Consider the following 18,310-nt stretch of genomic DNA (forward strand, 5'->3'; position numbering starts at 1 on the left):
AAACTCTATATTTCGACTTCTCAAAGTTGACTCAAGCAAACCTCAAATCACACTTGGGTGATCAGAAGCTTTGAAAACCCAGTGATTACGGGCTTTAACAGTCCGAATTCACATTCATTATTTCTTGTTGAACCACTACAGCGCCGCTTGTCTCAAATGGCATCCATGCCATTAGAAGGTTTGCAAGCCCGAGAACGCCTTCCTTACTCTAGCTAAACTCTATATTTCAACTTCTTAAAGTTATCTCAGGCAAACCTCAAATCACACTTTGTCATGAATCGGCTAAGTCAACTTCAAACAAGCTCAAATATAAGAGAAGTAAGAAACGAAGAGTCTCTATGGGTAAAACCTTACAATGACATGGATGTCATTGTAGAGCGGCCATGGATGGCGCAAAGCGTGTTTTACCCATAGAGACTCTTCGTTTCTTGCTTCTCGTGCTAACAAGTGCGTTGCTTCTCGTGCTAACAAGTGCGTTGCTTCTCGTGCTAACAAGTGCGTTGCTTCTCGTGCTAACAAGTGCGTTGCACCTTGAAGCAAAACGCAAGTTGCTTGTTGTGTAACCAAGCTTTTCTCTATATCGAATATTGTAGTCTAAAACTTTAGTTTTACCAATCTTTACTTCTAGACGTCTATAAGTCTGTTTGCTGATAGGCTGTTTACGGCTCACAGCGATGTTTGGATTTTAGTGAGAACGATTTCAGCAAAAAAATGAATACCGAAACGCCGAATAATGATTGAACAAAGTCGCTAGCTGTATAAGAATACGCCCTCACTTCGATATTAGTAACTGCAAGTTCAAGGAGAGCTCATGCCATCACGTCGTCATTTAGCCAACGCCATAAGAGCGTTAAGTATGGACGCTGTACAACAAGCCAAGTCAGGACACCCTGGCGCACCAATGGGAATGGCAGATATTGCTCAAGTACTTTGGACCGATTATTTATCACACAACCCAGCGAACCCAGATTGGGCTAACCGCGACAGATTTATATTGTCGAATGGTCATGGCTCTATGTTGTTATATTCGCTATTGCATCTCACGGGCTACGCATTACCAATTGAAGAGTTAAGACAATTCCGCCAGTTGCATTCCAAAACTCCTGGTCATCCAGAGTATGGTTATGCGCCTGGTGTTGAAACAACAACTGGCCCACTCGGCCAAGGTATTACCAACGCTGTTGGGATGGCGATTGCCGAAAAAGTACTTGCTGCCCAATTCAACCGCGATAATTTCGACGTTGTTGATCATCACACCTACGCTTTCCTTGGCGACGGTTGCCTAATGGAAGGTATTTCTCATGAAGCATGTTCTTTGGCGGGTACGTTAGGCCTTAGTAAACTTGTTGCTTTCTGGGATGACAACGGCATTTCAATCGACGGTGAAGTGGAAGGCTGGTTCAGTGATGATACGCCAAAACGTTTTGAATCTTATGGTTGGCAGGTAATTAGTGGCGTTGATGGGCATGATCCTGAGCAAGTGGCAGCTGCCATCGAAAAGGCCAAGGCGGAAACATCTCGCCCGAGCCTAATTTGTTGTAAAACAGTCATTGGTTTTGGTTCACCAAATAAGCAAGGCAAAGAAGATTGTCATGGCGCACCATTGGGCGATGATGAAATTGCACTTGTACGAAAAGAGTTAGACTGGCCGCATGCGCCTTTCGACATTCCTGCTGATGTGTATGCTGCTTGGGACGCCAACGAAAAAGGAACACAAGCTGAAGCTGCATGGAACGATATGTTCGCAGCGTACGCAAAAGCGCACCCTGAATTAGCAGCCGAATTCAACCGTCGTAACAGCAACGAGTTGCCCGCAAATTGGGCGGCTGACGCTGCAAAATATATAAGTGATTTACAAGCAAATCCTGCCAATATCGCGACACGCAAAGCCTCACAAAATGCATTGAATGCATTTGGTCCATTGTTACCAGAATTACTTGGTGGTTCAGCGGATCTCGCTGGCTCAAACTTGACTATTTGGTCGGGAAGCAAAGGTGTTAGCGCAGATGATGCAAGTGGTAACTACTTGTATTACGGCGTGCGCGAATTCGGGATGTCGGCAATGATGAATGGTATTGCTTTGCACGGCGGCTTTAAAACCTACGGCGCCACCTTCCTTATGTTTGTAGAATACGCTCGTAATGCGGTGCGCATGGCCGCCTTGATGAAGCAGCCTTGCATCTTTGTATACACTCACGACTCTATCGGCTTAGGTGAAGATGGCCCAACTCACCAGCCAGTTGAGCAAGTTGTTTCATTACGTGCAACGCCAAACCTTGATAATTGGCGTCCATGTGACCAAGTCGAATCTGCCATTGCTTGGAAAGCGGCGATAGAAAGAACAGAAGGGCCGACAACATTAATATTTACTCGCCAAGGTCTTGCTCAACAAGAGCGTAATGCTCAGCAATTAGCCGACGTTGAACGTGGTGGCTATGTGTTAGTTAAAGCGAGTGAAGCACCAGCGGTCATTCTTATTGCCACTGGTTCTGAAGTGCAGTTAGCGGTAGAGGCCGCGGCTAAGTTGAACGCCGAAGGCACGCCAACAAATGTGGTGTCAATGCCATGTACCGACGTATTTGACCGCCAATCGGCCGAATACAAAGAAAGCGTGTTACCGAGTTCGGTTACTAAACGAGTTGCAGTAGAGGCCCTAGCTAAAGATACTTGGTATAAGTATGTTGGTTTAAATGGTGCTGTTATTGGTATGGACACATTTGGTGAATCTGCACCTGCAGGCGATTTATTCAAACATTTCGGTATTACAACTGACGCTGTATATAACGCAGCGAAATCATTGTAGAATAGTTGTATCGTTTGTTATGCAAGCTGAGATATTGGCTCAACTTGCTGCGTAACTCAGAAAATAAAAGGCTGTGGCATTGTGCTACGGCCTCTTTGTTTTAAGCGTTTTTATTTTTACAGTAGCTTAATTTTGAGAGCATCTTAATTTTGACAAAAAGTGCAGTGCTGAATATTGCAATTAATGGTTTTGGTCGAATAGGGCGAAATGTGTTGCGGGCTCTTTACGAGTCAGGTCGCAATAAGCAAATTAACATTGTAGCGATCAACGAGATAGCGTCTGCCGAAGGCGTGGCTCACCTTTTAAAGTATGATACTGCTCACGGGCGCTTTCAAGGCAAGGTCGATTATACGGATAACTGCCTCATCGTAAATGGCGACAAAATCCCGCTCTTTCAAACCGAGCATTTGAGCGAACTTAAATGGCGAGATGTTGACGTTGATATCGTATTGGAGTGCACTGGCATTCACAGCTCGCGCGAGTCTGCTTTGCAGCACATAGAATGTGGGGCGAAAAAAGTCCTCTTTTCTCAACCTTGCGGTCAAGATATGGACGCCACAATTGTATTTGGCATTAATCACCATACTTTAAAAAATGAAGACATTGTTGTATCCAATGGTTCTTGTACAACAAATTGTATTGTTCCTATTATTCAAGTGCTTGATGACGCTTTTGGTGTCGAGAGTGGCACAATAACCACTATCCATTCCTCAATGCATGATCAGCAAGTTATCGACGCTTACCATCCTGATTTGCGTAGAACCCGAGCAGCAAGCCAGTCGATTATTCCTGTCGATACTCGTTTGGCAGCAGGTATTGAGCGCATATTGCCTCGTTTTGCTGGTAAATTTGAAGCAATTGCGGTGAGGGTTCCTACGATCAACGTTACCGCTATGGATTTAAGTGTGACTTTGCGTGACAAGGTAACGGTTGAAGAAGTCAACGCAAAGCTAAAACTAGCAAGTCAAGGCGAGCTCTCAGCGATTATTGATTACACGGAAGAGCCACTAGTATCAGTCGATTTTAATCACGATCCACATTCATCAATTGTGGATGGTACACAAACTCGGGTGAGCCACAAGCAATTGGTAAAAACCCTGGTATGGTGCGATAACGAGTGGGGCTTTGCCAATAGAATGCTCGACACAGCTGCATACATGCATGGCTTAGAAATAGCTGAAAGCAACAATACTTAAGCGATGCGCACCGTTAGTCTGGTGCGTTTTTGTTTCTGAGCACGGCAAGAGCTTATTGCTTGGTAAACTTATTATTAATTGTGTTGGCATGCTGTAATAGTGTGTAGCATGCAAAAGATATTATTTAGAAAAGAGAAAAGTCTGAAAGGAGAAAACAATGGCTATTCAAGAAATGAGCGCTCTCGATTTACAGGGCAAGCGCGTACTGATCAGACAAGATTTAAATGTGCCGGTCAAAGATGGCAAAGTAAGCTCTGACGCCAGAATTAGAGCATCGCTACCGACCATTAAAATGGCCTTGGAAAAAGGCGCAAAAGTGATATTGATGTCTCATCTTGGCCGCCCAACTGAAGGAGAAATCAACCCAGAGTTCTCGCTGCAGCCAGTAGTTGATTACTTGAATGATGCTTTATCAGGTGGGGTTGAATTAGCAAGTGATTATCTTAATGGCTTACCTACAAGCAATGCAGCGGTAACCGTTCTTGAAAATGTGCGTTTTAACATTGGCGAAAAAAGTGACGACGAAGGTCTAGCTAAGAAGTACGCTGCACTATGCGACGTGTTTGTGATGGATGCGTTCGGCACCGCACATAGAGCTCAAGCATCCACCCATGGTGTTGCGAAGTTTGCACAAGAAGCCTGTGCAGGTCCTCTGTTGGCTGCTGAGCTAGACGCACTGGGGAAAGCTCTCGACAACCCAGCTCGTCCTTTAGTTGCTATTGTCGGCGGTTCCAAAGTATCGACTAAACTAACAGTACTAGAATCGCTTGCAACTAAAGTCGACCAACTGATCGTTGGCGGCGGGATTGCAAACACCTTTATCGCGGCTCAAGGACATGCTGTAGGTAAGTCTTTGGTTGAAGAGAGCCTAATTCCTGAAGCAAAACGCCTCATGGAAGAAGCGAAGCGTAACAATGGCGAAATTCCCGTACCGACGGATGTTGTTACTGGTACTGAGTTCTCGGAATCGACGCCTGCAAGTCTAAAAGCAGTGGATAAAGTTGATTCTGATGACATGATTTTCGATATTGGCCCAGAAACAGCGACCAAGCTTGCTCAAATTCTTAAAAACGCTGGCACCATAGTATGGAATGGTCCTGTCGGTGTATTTGAATTTGACCAGTTCGGTGAGGGTACAAAAACCTTGGCGATGGCCATTGCGGAGAGTAAGGCTTTCTCGATTGCTGGTGGAGGTGATACTTTAGCCGCAGTCGATAAATATGGCATTGAGAATAAGGTATCTTATATTTCTACTGGCGGTGGAGCTTTCTTAGAGTTTTTAGAAGGAAAAACGCTTCCCGCGGTTGCCATTTTGGACAGAGACTAGCACTATATAAAAAGTTTCGGACACATTAACACACAACACACAGCTTATATGGGCAGAAACTCTGCCTTCAAACACGAAAAAAGGAGCAGTTAATGACAACTCAAGCGCAGCGAGACATGCTGACAAAAGTAGTAAACGAAGTAGGCTTTATCGCCGCATTGGATCAAAGCGGTGGAAGTACCCCAAAAGCGCTTAAATTGTATGGTGTTGATGAGTCGGCCTATGCGAACGACGAAGAAATGTTTAGCTGTGTGCATCAAATGCGTACACGCATTATTACTAGTCCAGCCTTCGACGGAAAACGCGTACTGGGGGCTATTTTATTTGAAAATACCCTCGATAGAGATATTGAAGGCTTGTCGAGTGCAAATTACTTGTGGCAGCAAAAAAACGTAGTGCCATTTTTGAAAGTTGATAAAGGTTTGGAAGACGAGCTTAATGGTGCTCAGCTTATGAAGCCTATGCCTGGTTTGGACGAGTTACTTGCAAAAGCTAATGCACAAAATGTGTTTGGGACTAAAATGCGTTCAGTCGTAAAATTAGCCAATAAAGCCGGTATTGATGCGGTTGTAGAGCAACAGTTTGCGGTTGGTAAGCAAATTATAGCTGCTGGGCTTGTGCCGATTATTGAGCCTGAAGTTGATATTAATAGCCCAGAAAAAGCTGAGGCTGAGGCCTTGCTTAAGGCAGCCTTACTCGAGCAGTTAGCAAGCTTAAGCGGCGAGCAAAATGTGATGCTTAAGCTTACCTTACCTGAGTCTGCAAACTTCTATCAAGAATGTATCGCTCACCCGAGAGTATTGAAGGTTGTTGCTTTATCTGGCGGTTACTCACGTGAAGTAGCAAATCAAAAGCTAAGTGAAAATGTCGGTATGATCGCAAGTTTCTCACGCGCGTTAACCGAGGGTGTGAGTGCGCAGCAATCTGACGAAGATTTTAACGCCACGCTAAACAGCACCATTGAAACTATCTACGCAGCCTCTGCGACTTAGTGTTTAGTAAGATGAAAGAAGAAGGCGATGCATGTGTATCGCCTTCTTTGTTTTCTGCTATTTGATTTTGAGTTTTATACCTACTTGGTCGAGATAAGCATTTTCTTGCTCTAAGTCAGCCAGCAACAAAGGCGATAAATCAAACCAGTCATCAGGAAAGCTTAGAATAATTTTTGACTCACCGGCTTTCACACCAAATTCGGGCAACTGGCTTTCTTGTCGATTAATGTTCAAAACGATGCCCAAGCGCAAAATAGTAAGCAGCTTAAGAAGCGTGTCTTCGTTGTAGTTGATGAACTTGGGGAGTTCTTGAAGTTTGATTTTCTTGCGATGATAGCGCACAAGCGTCGACAGTAATTTCTGTTGTTCTTGATTGAAGCCAGGTAAGTCGCTTTGCTCTATGATATAGCTTGAGTGACGCTGCACACCTCGCGAGTTTATTTGCAATCCTACTTCATGAAGAAGTGCAGACCAACCTAGTAGATGACGCAGATCCCAAGTATCTATCTTCCACTTTTTACTGCATGCTTCATATATTTTAATACAGGTTGACCAGACCTTTTTGGCGTAGTGTGTGTCAACGTCATATCTTGTTGCTAGGCTTTGCGCAGTACGCTCACGCACGTTTTTTGAACCATCGAGAGCCTGACTTTCGTAAAGCACGCCTTCACGCAACGCAGCGTTGCTTGTAGTAATAGACTTAAGCGACAGGCTTCTGAATATCGCGATCAATATGCTTAGACCAGCGGCAAAAACAGGGCGTCTATCTTCACTTAAGCCAAGCAGTTCAATATTATCTGAATTTCCTGCCTCACAACAATGCTGCATAAGTAGCGTGAGTCCACTTTTACTAATGGCTAGGTCGTTGTGGCTTTCGGCTTCAGCAGTTAACACCGCACATATCGCGCGAATAGTTCCTGATGCCCCAATGGTTGTTTCCCAATCGAAGCGTTTAAGATTCGCTACCACAAGCTCAATTTCCTGCCTTGCTGCAGTGATCGCTTTATTGAATGCTCTCTTAGTTATCTTGCCCTGAGGGAAGAAACGTTGTTGGTAGCTAACACAGCCCATTTGCACGCTTTTACACATCAATGGCGTAATGGAGTCACCTAAGGCAAACTCTGTAGAGCCGCCGCCAATATCAATGATTAACCGACTTCCTTCAACTTCAGTGGTGTGGGCAATACCAGCATATATTAGACGCGCTTCTTCAGGCCCTGAAATGATTTCAATGGCGAAGGGGAATACCTTACGCGCTTTTGCCAAAAATGAGCGTGCATTTCGCGCTCTTCTCAAGGTGTGAGTAGCGACTACACGCACATTTTCAGGCTTTAGACCTTGCATACTTTCGGCCATACTTTCCAATGTGGCCAGCCCTCTTTCCATCGCTTCTTCAGAGAGTAAGTTTTTGCTGTTTAAGCCGTCGGCCAAGCGAACTTTGTTTTTTATTTTTTGGACGGTTTGTAATGAGCCTGCTACGACCCGCGCAATTACCAAATGGAAGCTGTTGGAACCAATGTCTAGCGCTGCATATAAGTCGACATCACGACTTTCTACGTCTTCAAACACATTTTCTAATGTCTGCACTTAAAAAGCTTCCTTTTTAGTTAGGTAGCTATGAATGGATATTTGCGAGCGAATGTTCTTACGATTCCCGCGCTTCACATAATTATTGATTTGGTGTTCATCGATCACTCGGGCTTTTTTGGTATCTTTGAACTGTAATTCTAAGAGGTCACTGATCATAGCGATTGCATCTTCATCATATACTGGGCAACCCACTTCAATGCGATGATCCATGTTACGCGTCATCCAGTCTGCGGAGGAGAGAAATACACGCCGGTCGCCGCCATTTTCAAACATCATAATGCGCGGATGCTCAAGGAAGCGATCGACAATACTAATTACCTCTATGTTCTCACTTAAGCCTTTAACACCGGGAATTAATGAACACATACCACGAATAATGGCCTTGATTTTCACGCCAGATTGGCTTGCATGATAGAGGTTATCAATCAGTTCTTTATCAACCAAGTTATTAATTTTGAGAGTAATAAGGCCTTGATGGCCTTCAGTTACTCGTTGAATTTCTTGGCGAATTAACGATTGAATTTTACTTCGGGCATTAATAGGCGAGAGTTGTAAGTGCTGAAATTTCATTTTGCGAAATGGGTTTTGGATCATATCGAATACTTGAATACATTCCAGAGCAAGCTCTTGATTACAGGTGAAAAGACTCAAGTCAGTATAAATTTTTGCGGTTTTTTCATTAAAATTACCTGTACCAAAATGGGCATAATGCTTGGTAATACCGCGCTCTTCACGGGAGACAACACAAAGTTTACTGTGAATCTTCACGCTAGGATTACCCAACACTACTTTTATACCGGCGTCGGTCATGCGTTTAGACCAAGCAATATTGGCTTCTTCATCAAAGCGTGCTCGCAATTCAACGACGACAGTTACCGCTTTACCATTATCAACGGCATCAATAAGAGAGTTGATAATGCGTGACTGAGAAGCTACTCGGTAAATATTCAAGCGTATGTGTTTTACCTGAGGATCGAAGGCCGCCTGGCGCACAAACTCGGTGAAATGAAGGAATTCATGATAAGGATAGTAGAGCAAAATATCCTTGGCGGCGATAGCCTGAAAGACGGTATCGTGGGTGGCAAAGTCTTTGTTGGTGATTTCAGGTAGGTTCACATTTTCTAAGTAGCTTCTGCCAACGTTTGGAAATCCGATAAAGTCTTTGAAATTACGATAGTGTCCAGCACTTTGTATGGTGTCTTCCGACGATATTCGTAGCCGCTTTCGTAGATCTTGAATCATGTCATCTGGCATGCCCTCGTCGTGAATAATGCGAACAGGCTCAGCAATGAGACGCTGCTTCATGCCCTCGGACATTTTTTCAACATAGCTTTCGTCAATCTCATCATTGATTGAATACTCTGCATCACGGGTGATTTTGAATGAAAAAGCATCTGCAGTGTCAAATTTAACAAAGCCGGTGAATATGTCAGCAAGACACAGTTTTATTAAGTCGTCGATAAGAATAATTTGCTTCACTTTGCGCGACTTTTCAGGCGGCAACAAGATAAAACGACTTATTGAAGATGTTGGTATCTCGACTACCGCATATTTGGTATTTCGGCCTTCACGGCGCAGAGCAACATCGAGGTATACTGAATTGTCGTTTAAACGCTTTATTAATTGCACCTTACTATCGAGTAATATGGGCGCTACATGCAGCAGTACTTTGTTTTTGAAGTAGCGTTGAGCCCATACAAGTTGACTTTCTGAAAGCTCATTGAAGCGCAGAATATGAATGTTGTAGCGCCGAAGTTCTTTCGTCACCGTTTTATGAATGCTGTCGAAGCGTTTTGATAGTTTATGAACTTTGTCTTGTATGCGTTTCAATAGCTCTTCATATTGCGCGGCGAGCTCTTCGTTGTTTTCATTATATGAGATGGTGATCTGACGTTTAACGTCAGCAAAACGGACACGATAAAATTCGTCGAGATTATTTGAATATATGCCGAGAAAACGTATGCGCTCAATGATTGGGTTACTTTCATCTGCCGCCTCTTGCAGCACTCGTTCATTGAAAGAAAGCCAACTCAATTCTTTCGGATAATATAACTCACTTTGATTCATCAAGATTTATTCACCCTCTATTTCGACCATTAAATCGTCGGTAATACCTTCAACGGCTGCTTTTATATCGTCCAAGTCAACATCGGCTACTAAAGAAAAACTGAGCTTGGCGGTAAACAAAAGGCTGCCCCAATTAGGCGCACTTTCACAGCGAGTGCTCATTTCAATGATGTTGATATTAAAGCGCTTCAAAGCGGATGCGATATCACTAACGATACCTCGACGGTCATTAGCCGTGACAGTCATGTTAACCACAGGAAGCTCTGCGCTTGACTGGTCTGAATCGCTGTTGTTGAGCTCGCTACTAGGTAGCAGGGTGATGTGTAGGTTAGCTAAATTTTGGCAAGCACTTACCAGTTCATCATGTTTGTCACGCTCTAGCATAACCTCAATAAAGCCGGCAAATTGACCAGATAATTGACAAAAACTACTCTTGAGCCAATTTCCGTTAGCGTCGGTTATGCACTTGGCAATAGCATCTACTAAGCCAGGTTCGTCTTTGCCGATAATTGTTAACACCATTGCTTGCATAATAGATTTGTCCTTAGCTATTGATTTGTTTTGAGTATAGTGCTTTAGTAGCGCCAAGTCATTTGATGTTTCGCCTTCATTATATAAAGCTAAATGAATAATCAACAACGAGAATTTAATCAAGATCGCTTTCGTAAGGATTGGCTAGCTAGGAGAATTGTTACCGCGGCAGGGTGGCTTGTTTTGGCGACTTTTATTTTAATTATCTGGCATATATTCAGTCATGCCTTTCCTCTTTTTAAAAGTCCTTCGGCAAAGCTAATCGATTCACAGACGAGTATTGCCAACGCAAGCTTAAACAAGGTTGTTGAGTTATCCAATGGCAATCATGTATTAGCCACTGATGGGTGCGACCTGCTACTGATTAAACATGCTCAAGACGGCGCTCTACGCGACAAAAAGCGCTTTCCATTTCCTTGTGGCTACAAGTTCGTATTTCCCGAGCAAAACACTAGTCAGTATATTGGTATAGTGACTAACAATGCACTGTTTGAACTGCATAAATTAAGTACTGAGGGTGAGGACTATCACTTAACTTTGGAAAGCTCTATTTCCGTCAAAGAGCTACAACAAGCCAATGCAATTGATCAGGATGCGAACGCCGAAATAACAGAGCTAACACTGTCGATAGCCGGTGATTTTATTATGTTATCGGCAAGTAATTCCGTGCAAGAGCTACACGTCTATTCATTTAACAAGTTACGTCCAGCCGATTATCGTTACCGACGCCTTGATAATGTGAGCACCCACGCTTTACTACCTCGTTCACAGCACATGATTACAGTTGAAGAAAATATGTGGTCGGTGCGCAAACACACTGCAGAAGTCGTTCAGCGGCAAATACTAGCGACTCCTATTAATACTATATTTATTGCGCCCAGTCAGCGAAGCTTGTTTACCCTTGATACTCAAAATGTGTTCACAAAGTGGGTGATGGTAAACAAAGAGGGGCGTTTTGAATTTGTTGCTGATACGAACAATCAAACGAGCTTAGAGGCTATGGCAACATCGATGGTATTTGATCTTAACTCTAACGCAGCCTTGCTTGTTTTTGACGCTCAGCAATATGCCTTTGTGAATAAAAGCACAAATGAAGTTTTCGAGCGAGTCAACACCAATGCTCGATTGCATAATTTAGTATGGCAAGGCCGTTACATTTATTCATTATCGGAACAGTTAACTACCTTCGAATTAGCCGATATGCAGGGCATCACGACCTTAAAAAGTCTTGTATCAAAGGTGTGGTATGAGGGCTATGATGAAGCCAAATACGTATGGCAAACGAGCAGCGCTGCACCCGGTTACGAGAGTAAAAAAAGCATCATGCCTCTCATTATTGGTAGTTTAAAAGCCTCTTTGCTGGCGCTTGTCGTAGCTATTCCTTTGGCCCTCGGTGCTGCAATTTATACTGCATTTTTTGCCGACCTAGCAGTCAGAAATATTATCAAGCCTGCTATTGAGATGCTTGAAGCTGTCCCCTCGGTTATTATCGGCTTCATTGCGGCGGTATGGCTCGTACCTATTGCTGAAAGTTTCTTGCTGTCGCTTATACTGTTCATCATATTACTTCCTTTCGTGCTGTTGTTCAGTGCCATCATGCAACCCAAAGTAGCAGAGCTATTAAATGATCGACTAGAGCATAAATGGGAACTTTTGTTTATTATGCTGGGTGTGACTTTACTGGGTTTGTTCTGCTTTTCGCTCAGTGATCTGTGGCAATTATTGATTTTCGGGGGCTCAGACAATCTTGCTGCGCCAGTGCAATTACTCAGTATTTCGAAAACGACAATCGTTGTCGCTATTGCCTTGGGCGTAGCTATTTCACCTAGTATTTATTCTTTAGCTGAAGATGCTTTGTTTGAGGTGCCAGAGGGCATTAAGCAGGCATCCTACGCTTTGGGCGCGACCAAATTGCAAACCCTTCGAAAAGTTATCCTTGCTGTGGCCTTACCGAGCATACTTTCCGCTGTTATGTTAGGTTTTGGGCGTGCCTTTGGTGAAACAATGATTGTGCTTATGGTTACTGGAAATACGGCCATTAGCGATTGGAGCATATTAGAGGGCTTGCGTGCTATGACTGCGAACCTTGCGATTGAGCTCTCCGAAGCGAGTAGTAATAGTGCTCACTTCAACACCTTGTTTTTGACCGCAGGCATACTCTTTATTTTCACTTTTATTGTGAACACCGCCGCTGAAATTTTACGCAAACGATTGAGGTTGCTATATCACTATGGCTAAAGCGAACAAGAAGGCCACCGATAAAGAAATGCGTAAGAGTAAGAAAGTGATACTTAATGCTCAACAAAAGCAAGCGGTCTCGAGTTTTACAGCAGGCTTGAGCGCCGCGATCTTACTGATTGCATTAATTAGCCTCGTTGTTTTTATCATGATCAAAGGCACGGCTTATTTTTGGCCAGCCAATGTTTTTAAAGTCACCACCATAAGCGCTACCTCACCTAGTGACACTGGACAGGTTTTCGTGAAGAGCAGTGTTGATCAAGCTGAGTTTATCTCAGCGCTCGAAAACAGGCTCGAAACTCAGTTTTCTGGCAATAAAGCGTCAATGCCAGAATTTGAGGTTGAACAACCTACGAAGGTCTATCAAATAAATCTGTTGAATGGTGACGAGAAACTAGGCGTCTTCTCCCGTTTACACACTCAAAGTGGTCAATATGAGGATATTCAGCGGCTTGCGAAAATAAAAGCCGAAGTTAACTTGTTACAGGCAGACTTACGAAGCATCCAAGATGAGCAACTAACGGTGCTTCACAGAAAGATAGCCAATCTCGACCAGAAAAACGTAGAGCAAGGTGCGCCAGCGAGACTGCACGAGCTCGAGCTATTTGATTACTGGCAGAGTAGGGCTGACGAATTGTCGAGTCAGATTGAACAATACAGCATCGAGTTTACCGATGCGATGGGAAATCCTTTTCGTGTAGCGGTAAAAAACACAGACACATTATTTCTTCCAAACCAACTGAGTTTAGGGGATAAGTTCGCTTACAGCGCAAGTAAAATTTTTGCTTTCGTTTCTGAGTCTCCAAAGCAAGCGTCAACTAGCGGCGGTGTGTTTCCTGCTCTTTTTGGGACCGTACTCATGGTGCTAATAATGGCGATTATCGTTGCTCCCTTTGGCGCGATGGCGGCCATATACCTGCATGAGTATGCGCCGAATAATAAACTCACTTCAATTATTCGAATTTGTGTGAGTAATATGGCTGGCGTACCTTCTGTTGTTTATGGTGTATTTGGCCTTGGTTTTTTTGTGTATTTTTTAGGCGGCTCTATTGATTCAATCTTCTTTAGTGAAGCCTTGCCGTCACCTACTTTTGGAACCCCCGGCTTATTTTGGGCGGCTTTAACGATGGCATTACTGACACTTCCAGTGGTTATTGTGTCAACAGAGGAAGGCCTTAGGCGAGTACCTGAGGGGCTCAGGGCCGGCAGTTATGCTCTTGGTGCGACTAAAATTGAAACCATATTAAAAACAGTACTGCCCATTGCTAGCCCGGGTATCATGACGGGGGTAATACTCGCCGTAGCGCGTGCTGCCGGTGAGGTGGCGCCCTTGATTTTAGTGGGCGCGGTAAAGTTTGCGCCTAGTTTACCAGTTGATAGCGATTTTCCTTTTTTACATCTCGAACGCCAATTCATGCACTTAGGGGTTTTCATATACGACGGTGCATTTCATAATCAGACAAATACTCAAGGTTCATCGATGATGTTTGCAAGTTGTATGTTGCTACTGCTTATCGTTTTTGTACTGAATTTATTTGCTATTATTGTGCGTAAGCGATTAAGAGATCGTTTCCTGCGTCTTTAAATTGAATTGGGGCAGGCTATGAAAACTGTATTTACTATCCAAATGCATATTGAGAATTTATGTTAAAGCTGTTTGAAAAAGAAACACTAGCCCTTGAGAGTCTTAGCGACGAGCAAACCGCATTAGATGTGAAAAATTTGAGTGTGCGCTTAAACGATAGCTTGGTACTCGATAATATCTCTATGCGCATCCCTAAGAATAAAATTACTGCCATGATAGGGCAAAGTGGTTGTGGGAAATCCACCTTGTTGAGTAGTTTTAATCGTATGAACGAACTTCATCAACATTATGCTTACAGTGGTGAAGTTATCATGGACGGCAGAAACATCTATAGCAAAAAAGAAAATGTTGCCAAGCTTCGGACACAAGTGGGTATGGTGTTTCAAAGGCCTAATCCCTTTCCCATGAGCATATATGAAAATGTGTGTTTTGGATTACGCATTCAGGGGCAGTCTGAACGCCGGGAGTTGGACGAGATTGTGGAGCAATCGCTTCGCCATGCGGCATTGTGGGATGAGGTAAAAGACCGTTTATTTGAATCTGCGTTGTTACTCTCTGGTGGGCAGCAGCAACGTTTGGTAATCGCTCGCGCGCTTGCTTTAAAACCTGAGGTGTTATTGCTCGACGAGCCTACTTCTGCTTTGGATCCATTAACCACTCTACATATTGAAGAGTTAGTCAGCCAACTCAAACACAACTGCACTGTCATCATCGTCACCCACAATATGCAACAGGCCGCACGCGTGTCTGATTATTCGGCATTCTTGCATCAAGGACAGCTAATTGAATATTCAGATAGCGATTCTCTGTTTACAATGCCTGAGAAGAAACAAACCGAAGACTACATCACCGGCAGATATGGCTAGCTTTAGGGGAGCAAATGAAACGTAATATCGAACTAAATACGCATATATCTGGGAAGTTTAACCAAGAGTTAGAAAACCTTACAAATTCAGTATTGACGATGGGCGGCGAAGTTGAACAACAACTTATTTCTACCATAAGCGCAATTCGTGAAAATAACGCGAGCGAAGCAGAAAAAGTGCTATTAAACGATGCAAAAATCAATTCGATGGAAGTGCAAATAGACGATGAGTGTATGCGCATTATTGCCAAAAGAAATCCTACCGCGAGTGATTTACGCTTAATCATGACGGTATACAGGGCAACCACCGACATTGAGCGCATTGGTGATGAAATTTGTAGAATAGCCAAGCTCGTTACAAAGGATAAGTTGCCGCCCTCTGATCTCGTCCAAAGTGGAATGTTAATGATCGCTGAAAAAGTAGTGGTCATGATGCGGGGTACCTTTGATGCGCTAGCTCGACAAGACGAGAAATCTGCTGTGGCGGTGTACGAACAAGACAACAGTATCGATAAAAAACATAAAGAGCTGCTTAAACAAACCGCAAAAGAAATGTCAGGAGCAACGGATGACTTGCAAACTTGGTTTGACGTGCTGTGGGCAATTCGTTCACTGGAGAGAATAGGAGATCGCTGTAAAAACCTTTGTGAATATGTGCTTTTCCTTACTTATGGTAAGGATGTTAGACACAGTTCGATGAAAAAAACACTCAAGAAATTATTGAAATAAGTAGTGTAATTAATTGATATATATAACAAAGCCATTTTTTACGAAATAGTCGCTTGCGATCATCTATGCATGTTGTAACATACTCGCCAACTATGAAACGAATCAGCATTAATATTTCGATCTGCTGTAATTCAAATCTGGATATTTACACATGGATATAATTCAAAATTACGGCACATTGCTTGTAATTATGGCTGCCGCAGTTGGTTTCATAATGGCTTGGGGTATTGGCGCAAATGACGTTGCTAATGCCATGGGCACTTCCGTAGGTTCCAAGGCGATTACACTCAAGCAAGCTATCATTATTGCGATGATTTTCGAGTTTGCTGGGGCTTACCTAGCGGGTGGAGAGGTAACCTCAACCATTCGCAAGGGTATTATCGATGTTTCTTATTTCACAAATATTCCGGAATTTCTTGTACTCGGCATGATAGCGTCGCTATTAGCGGCTGGTATCTGGCTTGCGGTAGCATCGTATTTTGGCTGGCCGGTGTCGACTACCCATTCAATTATTGGCGCTATTATCGGCTTCACAGCAATAGGTGTTAGTCCTGAGGCCGTTGCATGGGCAAAGGTAGGCGGCATTGTTGGTAGTTGGGTAATTACGCCAGCTATATCGGGTATTATTGCCATCCTTATATTCGTGAGCGCTAAAAAACTTATTTTTGACCGTGCAACGCCGTTGATTTATGCCGTTAAATACGTGCCTATCTACATGGGCCTAGCTGGTTTTATCATGTCACTGGTTACTATCAAAAAGGGCCTTAAGCACGTTGGCTTAGGTTTACCAACCGACCAAGGTTACATGCTAGCGGTTGCGATCGGAGTGGTTGTTGCCATTATCGGTATGATACTAATTCGCCGTTTAAATATTGATACGACGACAAGCTCTGAACAGCAGACTCAAAGCGTAGAAAAAATCTTTGCGATTCTGATGGTGTTAACAGCTTGCTGTATGGCTTTTGCGCATGGTTCAAACGATGTGGCGAACGCTATTGGGCCTTTGGCAGCGGTAGTTAGTGTGGTTGATAACAATGGCGAAATTTTGAGTAAATCTCCGCTGGCTTGGTGGATACTACCCTTAGGTGGCCTCGGCATTGTGGCGGGTTTAGCCTTATTTGGTCATCGCGTGATGAAGACAATCGGCCAAGGTATTACGCATCTTACCCCCAGCAAAGGTTTTGCTGCAGAGCTAGCTGCAGCCACCACTGTACTTATTGCATCAGGTAGCGGCTTACCTATCTCAACCACACAAACCCTTGTTGGGGCAGTGCTTGGTGTAGGCATCGTACAAGGCGTTGCTGCTCTGAATAAGAAAGTGATCAGAAGTATTATTGTATCATGGGTGGTCACACTGCCTGCTGGTGCAACACTCTCGGTCATTATCTTCTTCATTTTAACCTTTTCATTTGGTGTGTAATCGTATTTCAGCTACACTCTGGTGAATGAAATTACCTAATCTAAAACACCTCCATTACCTTACAGTGCTGCATAAAGAGCAGCACTTTCATCGCGCTGCCGATAAGTGCAATGTCAGCCAGTCGACACTCAGTGCCGCAGTTCAGAATTTAGAGGATAGTATTGGCCAGCAACTGCTTGAGCGTGAACATAAAAACTTCGTATTTACTGACTTTGGCGAAGCGCTTGTAAATAAGAGCCAATATTTGCTTAGACAAACTCATGAATGGATTGAGTTTGCTGAATCAGCCGGTGATTGGAAGAGCGGCACCTTGCGCATTGGCGTTATTCCTACCATTGCTCCATTTCTGTTTGAAGGAATGATACGCAGTATTTCCGAAGCTTTGCCTGATATTAAGCTGCAACTTCACGAAGACACGACTGACAATTTACTAGCTCGTCTGGAAGATGGTGAGCTAAACCTTCTGGTGTTAGCTTTACCTATGCAAACACCTGGTTGCAAGCAGTTAGTTATTGGCCGTGACCCTTTTCATCTCATTGCCCATGAAGATAGCACTCAAGACATTAGCGTCGCTCCTGCGGTTGATACCTTACCAAAAGACAGTATCTTTCTACTACAGAAAGAGCACTGCTTAACGGAACATGCGGTAAGCGCATGTGGCTTGCAACACAAAGAGCAAATAAGCTCCTTAACTGCAAATAGTCTGCATACGCTGGTTTCCCTAGTGAACAGTGGCATGGGCTACACTTTTTTGCCGGAAATGGCCTTGAACAAAAACATCCTAGCAGGCAGTGATGTGGTGAGCTTACCTGCAGAAGATGGTGCTTATCGCGAGTTGGGCTTGGTATGGCGTAATGGAACGACTCGGGTTCAACTGTTTCGCTACCTAGCAAAGCTCCTAAGTAAGCTAACTCCAGAGCCCGCTGATATTGATTAAATCAGTTGTATTTTATATTTACTGAACTAA

Annotated in this window: 13 protein-coding genes; 10 read left to right on the forward strand and 3 right to left on the reverse strand. The window is 43.7% G+C overall.

The features are described from left to right. The first annotated feature begins 811 nt into the window (after positions 1 to 811). The 4 genes from tkt to ISG33_RS01185 all read left to right on the forward strand — a co-directional run bounded on the left by tkt (position 812) and on the right by ISG33_RS01185 (position 6,318). Positions 812 to 2,803 (forward strand): transketolase, encoded by a 1,992-nt coding sequence (gene tkt, locus ISG33_RS01170; RefSeq protein ID WP_195731749.1) that lies wholly within the window; start codon positions 812 to 814, stop codon positions 2,801 to 2,803. A gap of 164 nt (positions 2,804 to 2,967) precedes the next feature. Then, on the forward strand, positions 2,968 to 3,999 hold the full coding sequence (gene epd, locus ISG33_RS01175) for an erythrose-4-phosphate dehydrogenase (RefSeq protein ID WP_195732962.1): 1,032 nt from the start codon (positions 2,968 to 2,970) through the stop codon (positions 3,997 to 3,999). A gap of 157 nt (positions 4,000 to 4,156) precedes the next feature. Further along, positions 4,157 to 5,326: a phosphoglycerate kinase gene (locus tag ISG33_RS01180; RefSeq protein WP_195731750.1), complete on the forward strand. Its 1,170-nt coding sequence runs from the start codon at positions 4,157 to 4,159 to the stop codon at positions 5,324 to 5,326. A gap of 92 nt (positions 5,327 to 5,418) precedes the next feature. After that, a complete protein-coding gene (locus ISG33_RS01185; protein ID WP_195731751.1) occupies positions 5,419 to 6,318 on the forward strand; it encodes a fructose bisphosphate aldolase in 900 nt (299 codons plus the stop codon). Between the two features lie 57 nt (positions 6,319 to 6,375). On the opposite strand, the gene ppx is transcribed toward ISG33_RS01185, so the two are convergent. Genes ppx through ISG33_RS01200 form a run of 3 tightly spaced genes read right to left on the reverse strand, consistent with a single transcriptional unit; the run spans position 6,376 to position 10,506 of the window. Then, entirely contained in the window at positions 6,376 to 7,905 is a 1,530-nt protein-coding gene (gene ppx, locus ISG33_RS01190; protein WP_195731752.1) for an exopolyphosphatase, read from the reverse strand. Then, a complete protein-coding gene (ppk1, locus tag ISG33_RS01195) occupies positions 7,906 to 9,975 on the reverse strand; it encodes a polyphosphate kinase 1 (protein WP_195732963.1) in 2,070 nt (689 codons plus the stop codon). Positions 9,976 to 9,981: 6 nt separating this feature from the next. Then, complete coding sequence (locus tag ISG33_RS01200; protein ID WP_195731753.1) at positions 9,982 to 10,506, reverse strand: glycine cleavage system transcriptional repressor; 525 nt, start codon at positions 10,504 to 10,506, stop codon at positions 9,982 to 9,984. Positions 10,507 to 10,599: 93 nt separating this feature from the next. On the opposite strand from ISG33_RS01200, the gene ISG33_RS01205 reads away from it, so the two are divergent. The 6 genes from ISG33_RS01205 to ISG33_RS01230 all read left to right on the forward strand — a co-directional run bounded on the left by ISG33_RS01205 (position 10,600) and on the right by ISG33_RS01230 (position 18,280). Further along, positions 10,600 to 12,744: an ABC transporter permease subunit gene (locus ISG33_RS01205; protein WP_195731754.1), complete on the forward strand. Its 2,145-nt coding sequence runs from the start codon at positions 10,600 to 10,602 to the stop codon at positions 12,742 to 12,744. Then, complete coding sequence (gene pstA / locus ISG33_RS01210) at positions 12,737 to 14,329, forward strand: phosphate ABC transporter permease PstA (RefSeq protein WP_229333410.1); 1,593 nt, start codon at positions 12,737 to 12,739, stop codon at positions 14,327 to 14,329. Before ISG33_RS01205 ends, pstA begins: the two co-directional genes overlap by 8 nt. A gap of 59 nt (positions 14,330 to 14,388) precedes the next feature. Continuing rightward, on the forward strand, positions 14,389 to 15,195 hold the full coding sequence (gene pstB, locus ISG33_RS01215; RefSeq protein ID WP_195731755.1) for a phosphate ABC transporter ATP-binding protein PstB: 807 nt from the start codon (positions 14,389 to 14,391) through the stop codon (positions 15,193 to 15,195). A 14-nt stretch (positions 15,196 to 15,209) separates the two neighbouring features. Continuing rightward, positions 15,210 to 15,923 carry a phosphate signaling complex protein PhoU gene (gene phoU, locus ISG33_RS01220; protein WP_195731756.1) on the forward strand — a complete coding sequence of 238 codons (714 nt, stop codon included), beginning with the start codon at positions 15,210 to 15,212 and terminating at the stop codon, positions 15,921 to 15,923. Positions 15,924 to 16,074: 151 nt separating this feature from the next. Next, positions 16,075 to 17,343: an inorganic phosphate transporter gene (locus ISG33_RS01225; RefSeq protein ID WP_195731757.1), complete on the forward strand. Its 1,269-nt coding sequence runs from the start codon at positions 16,075 to 16,077 to the stop codon at positions 17,341 to 17,343. 25 nt (positions 17,344 to 17,368) lie between these two features. Beyond that, positions 17,369 to 18,280, forward strand: a complete 912-nt coding sequence (locus ISG33_RS01230; protein WP_195731758.1) for a hydrogen peroxide-inducible genes activator — start codon at positions 17,369 to 17,371, stop codon at positions 18,278 to 18,280. Positions 18,281 to 18,310: the final 30 nt, after the last annotated feature.

Origin of the sequence: Marinibium conchae, assembly GCF_015595035.1 — a bacterium.
Taxonomy (GTDB): domain Bacteria; phylum Pseudomonadota; class Gammaproteobacteria; order Enterobacterales; family Alteromonadaceae; genus Glaciecola.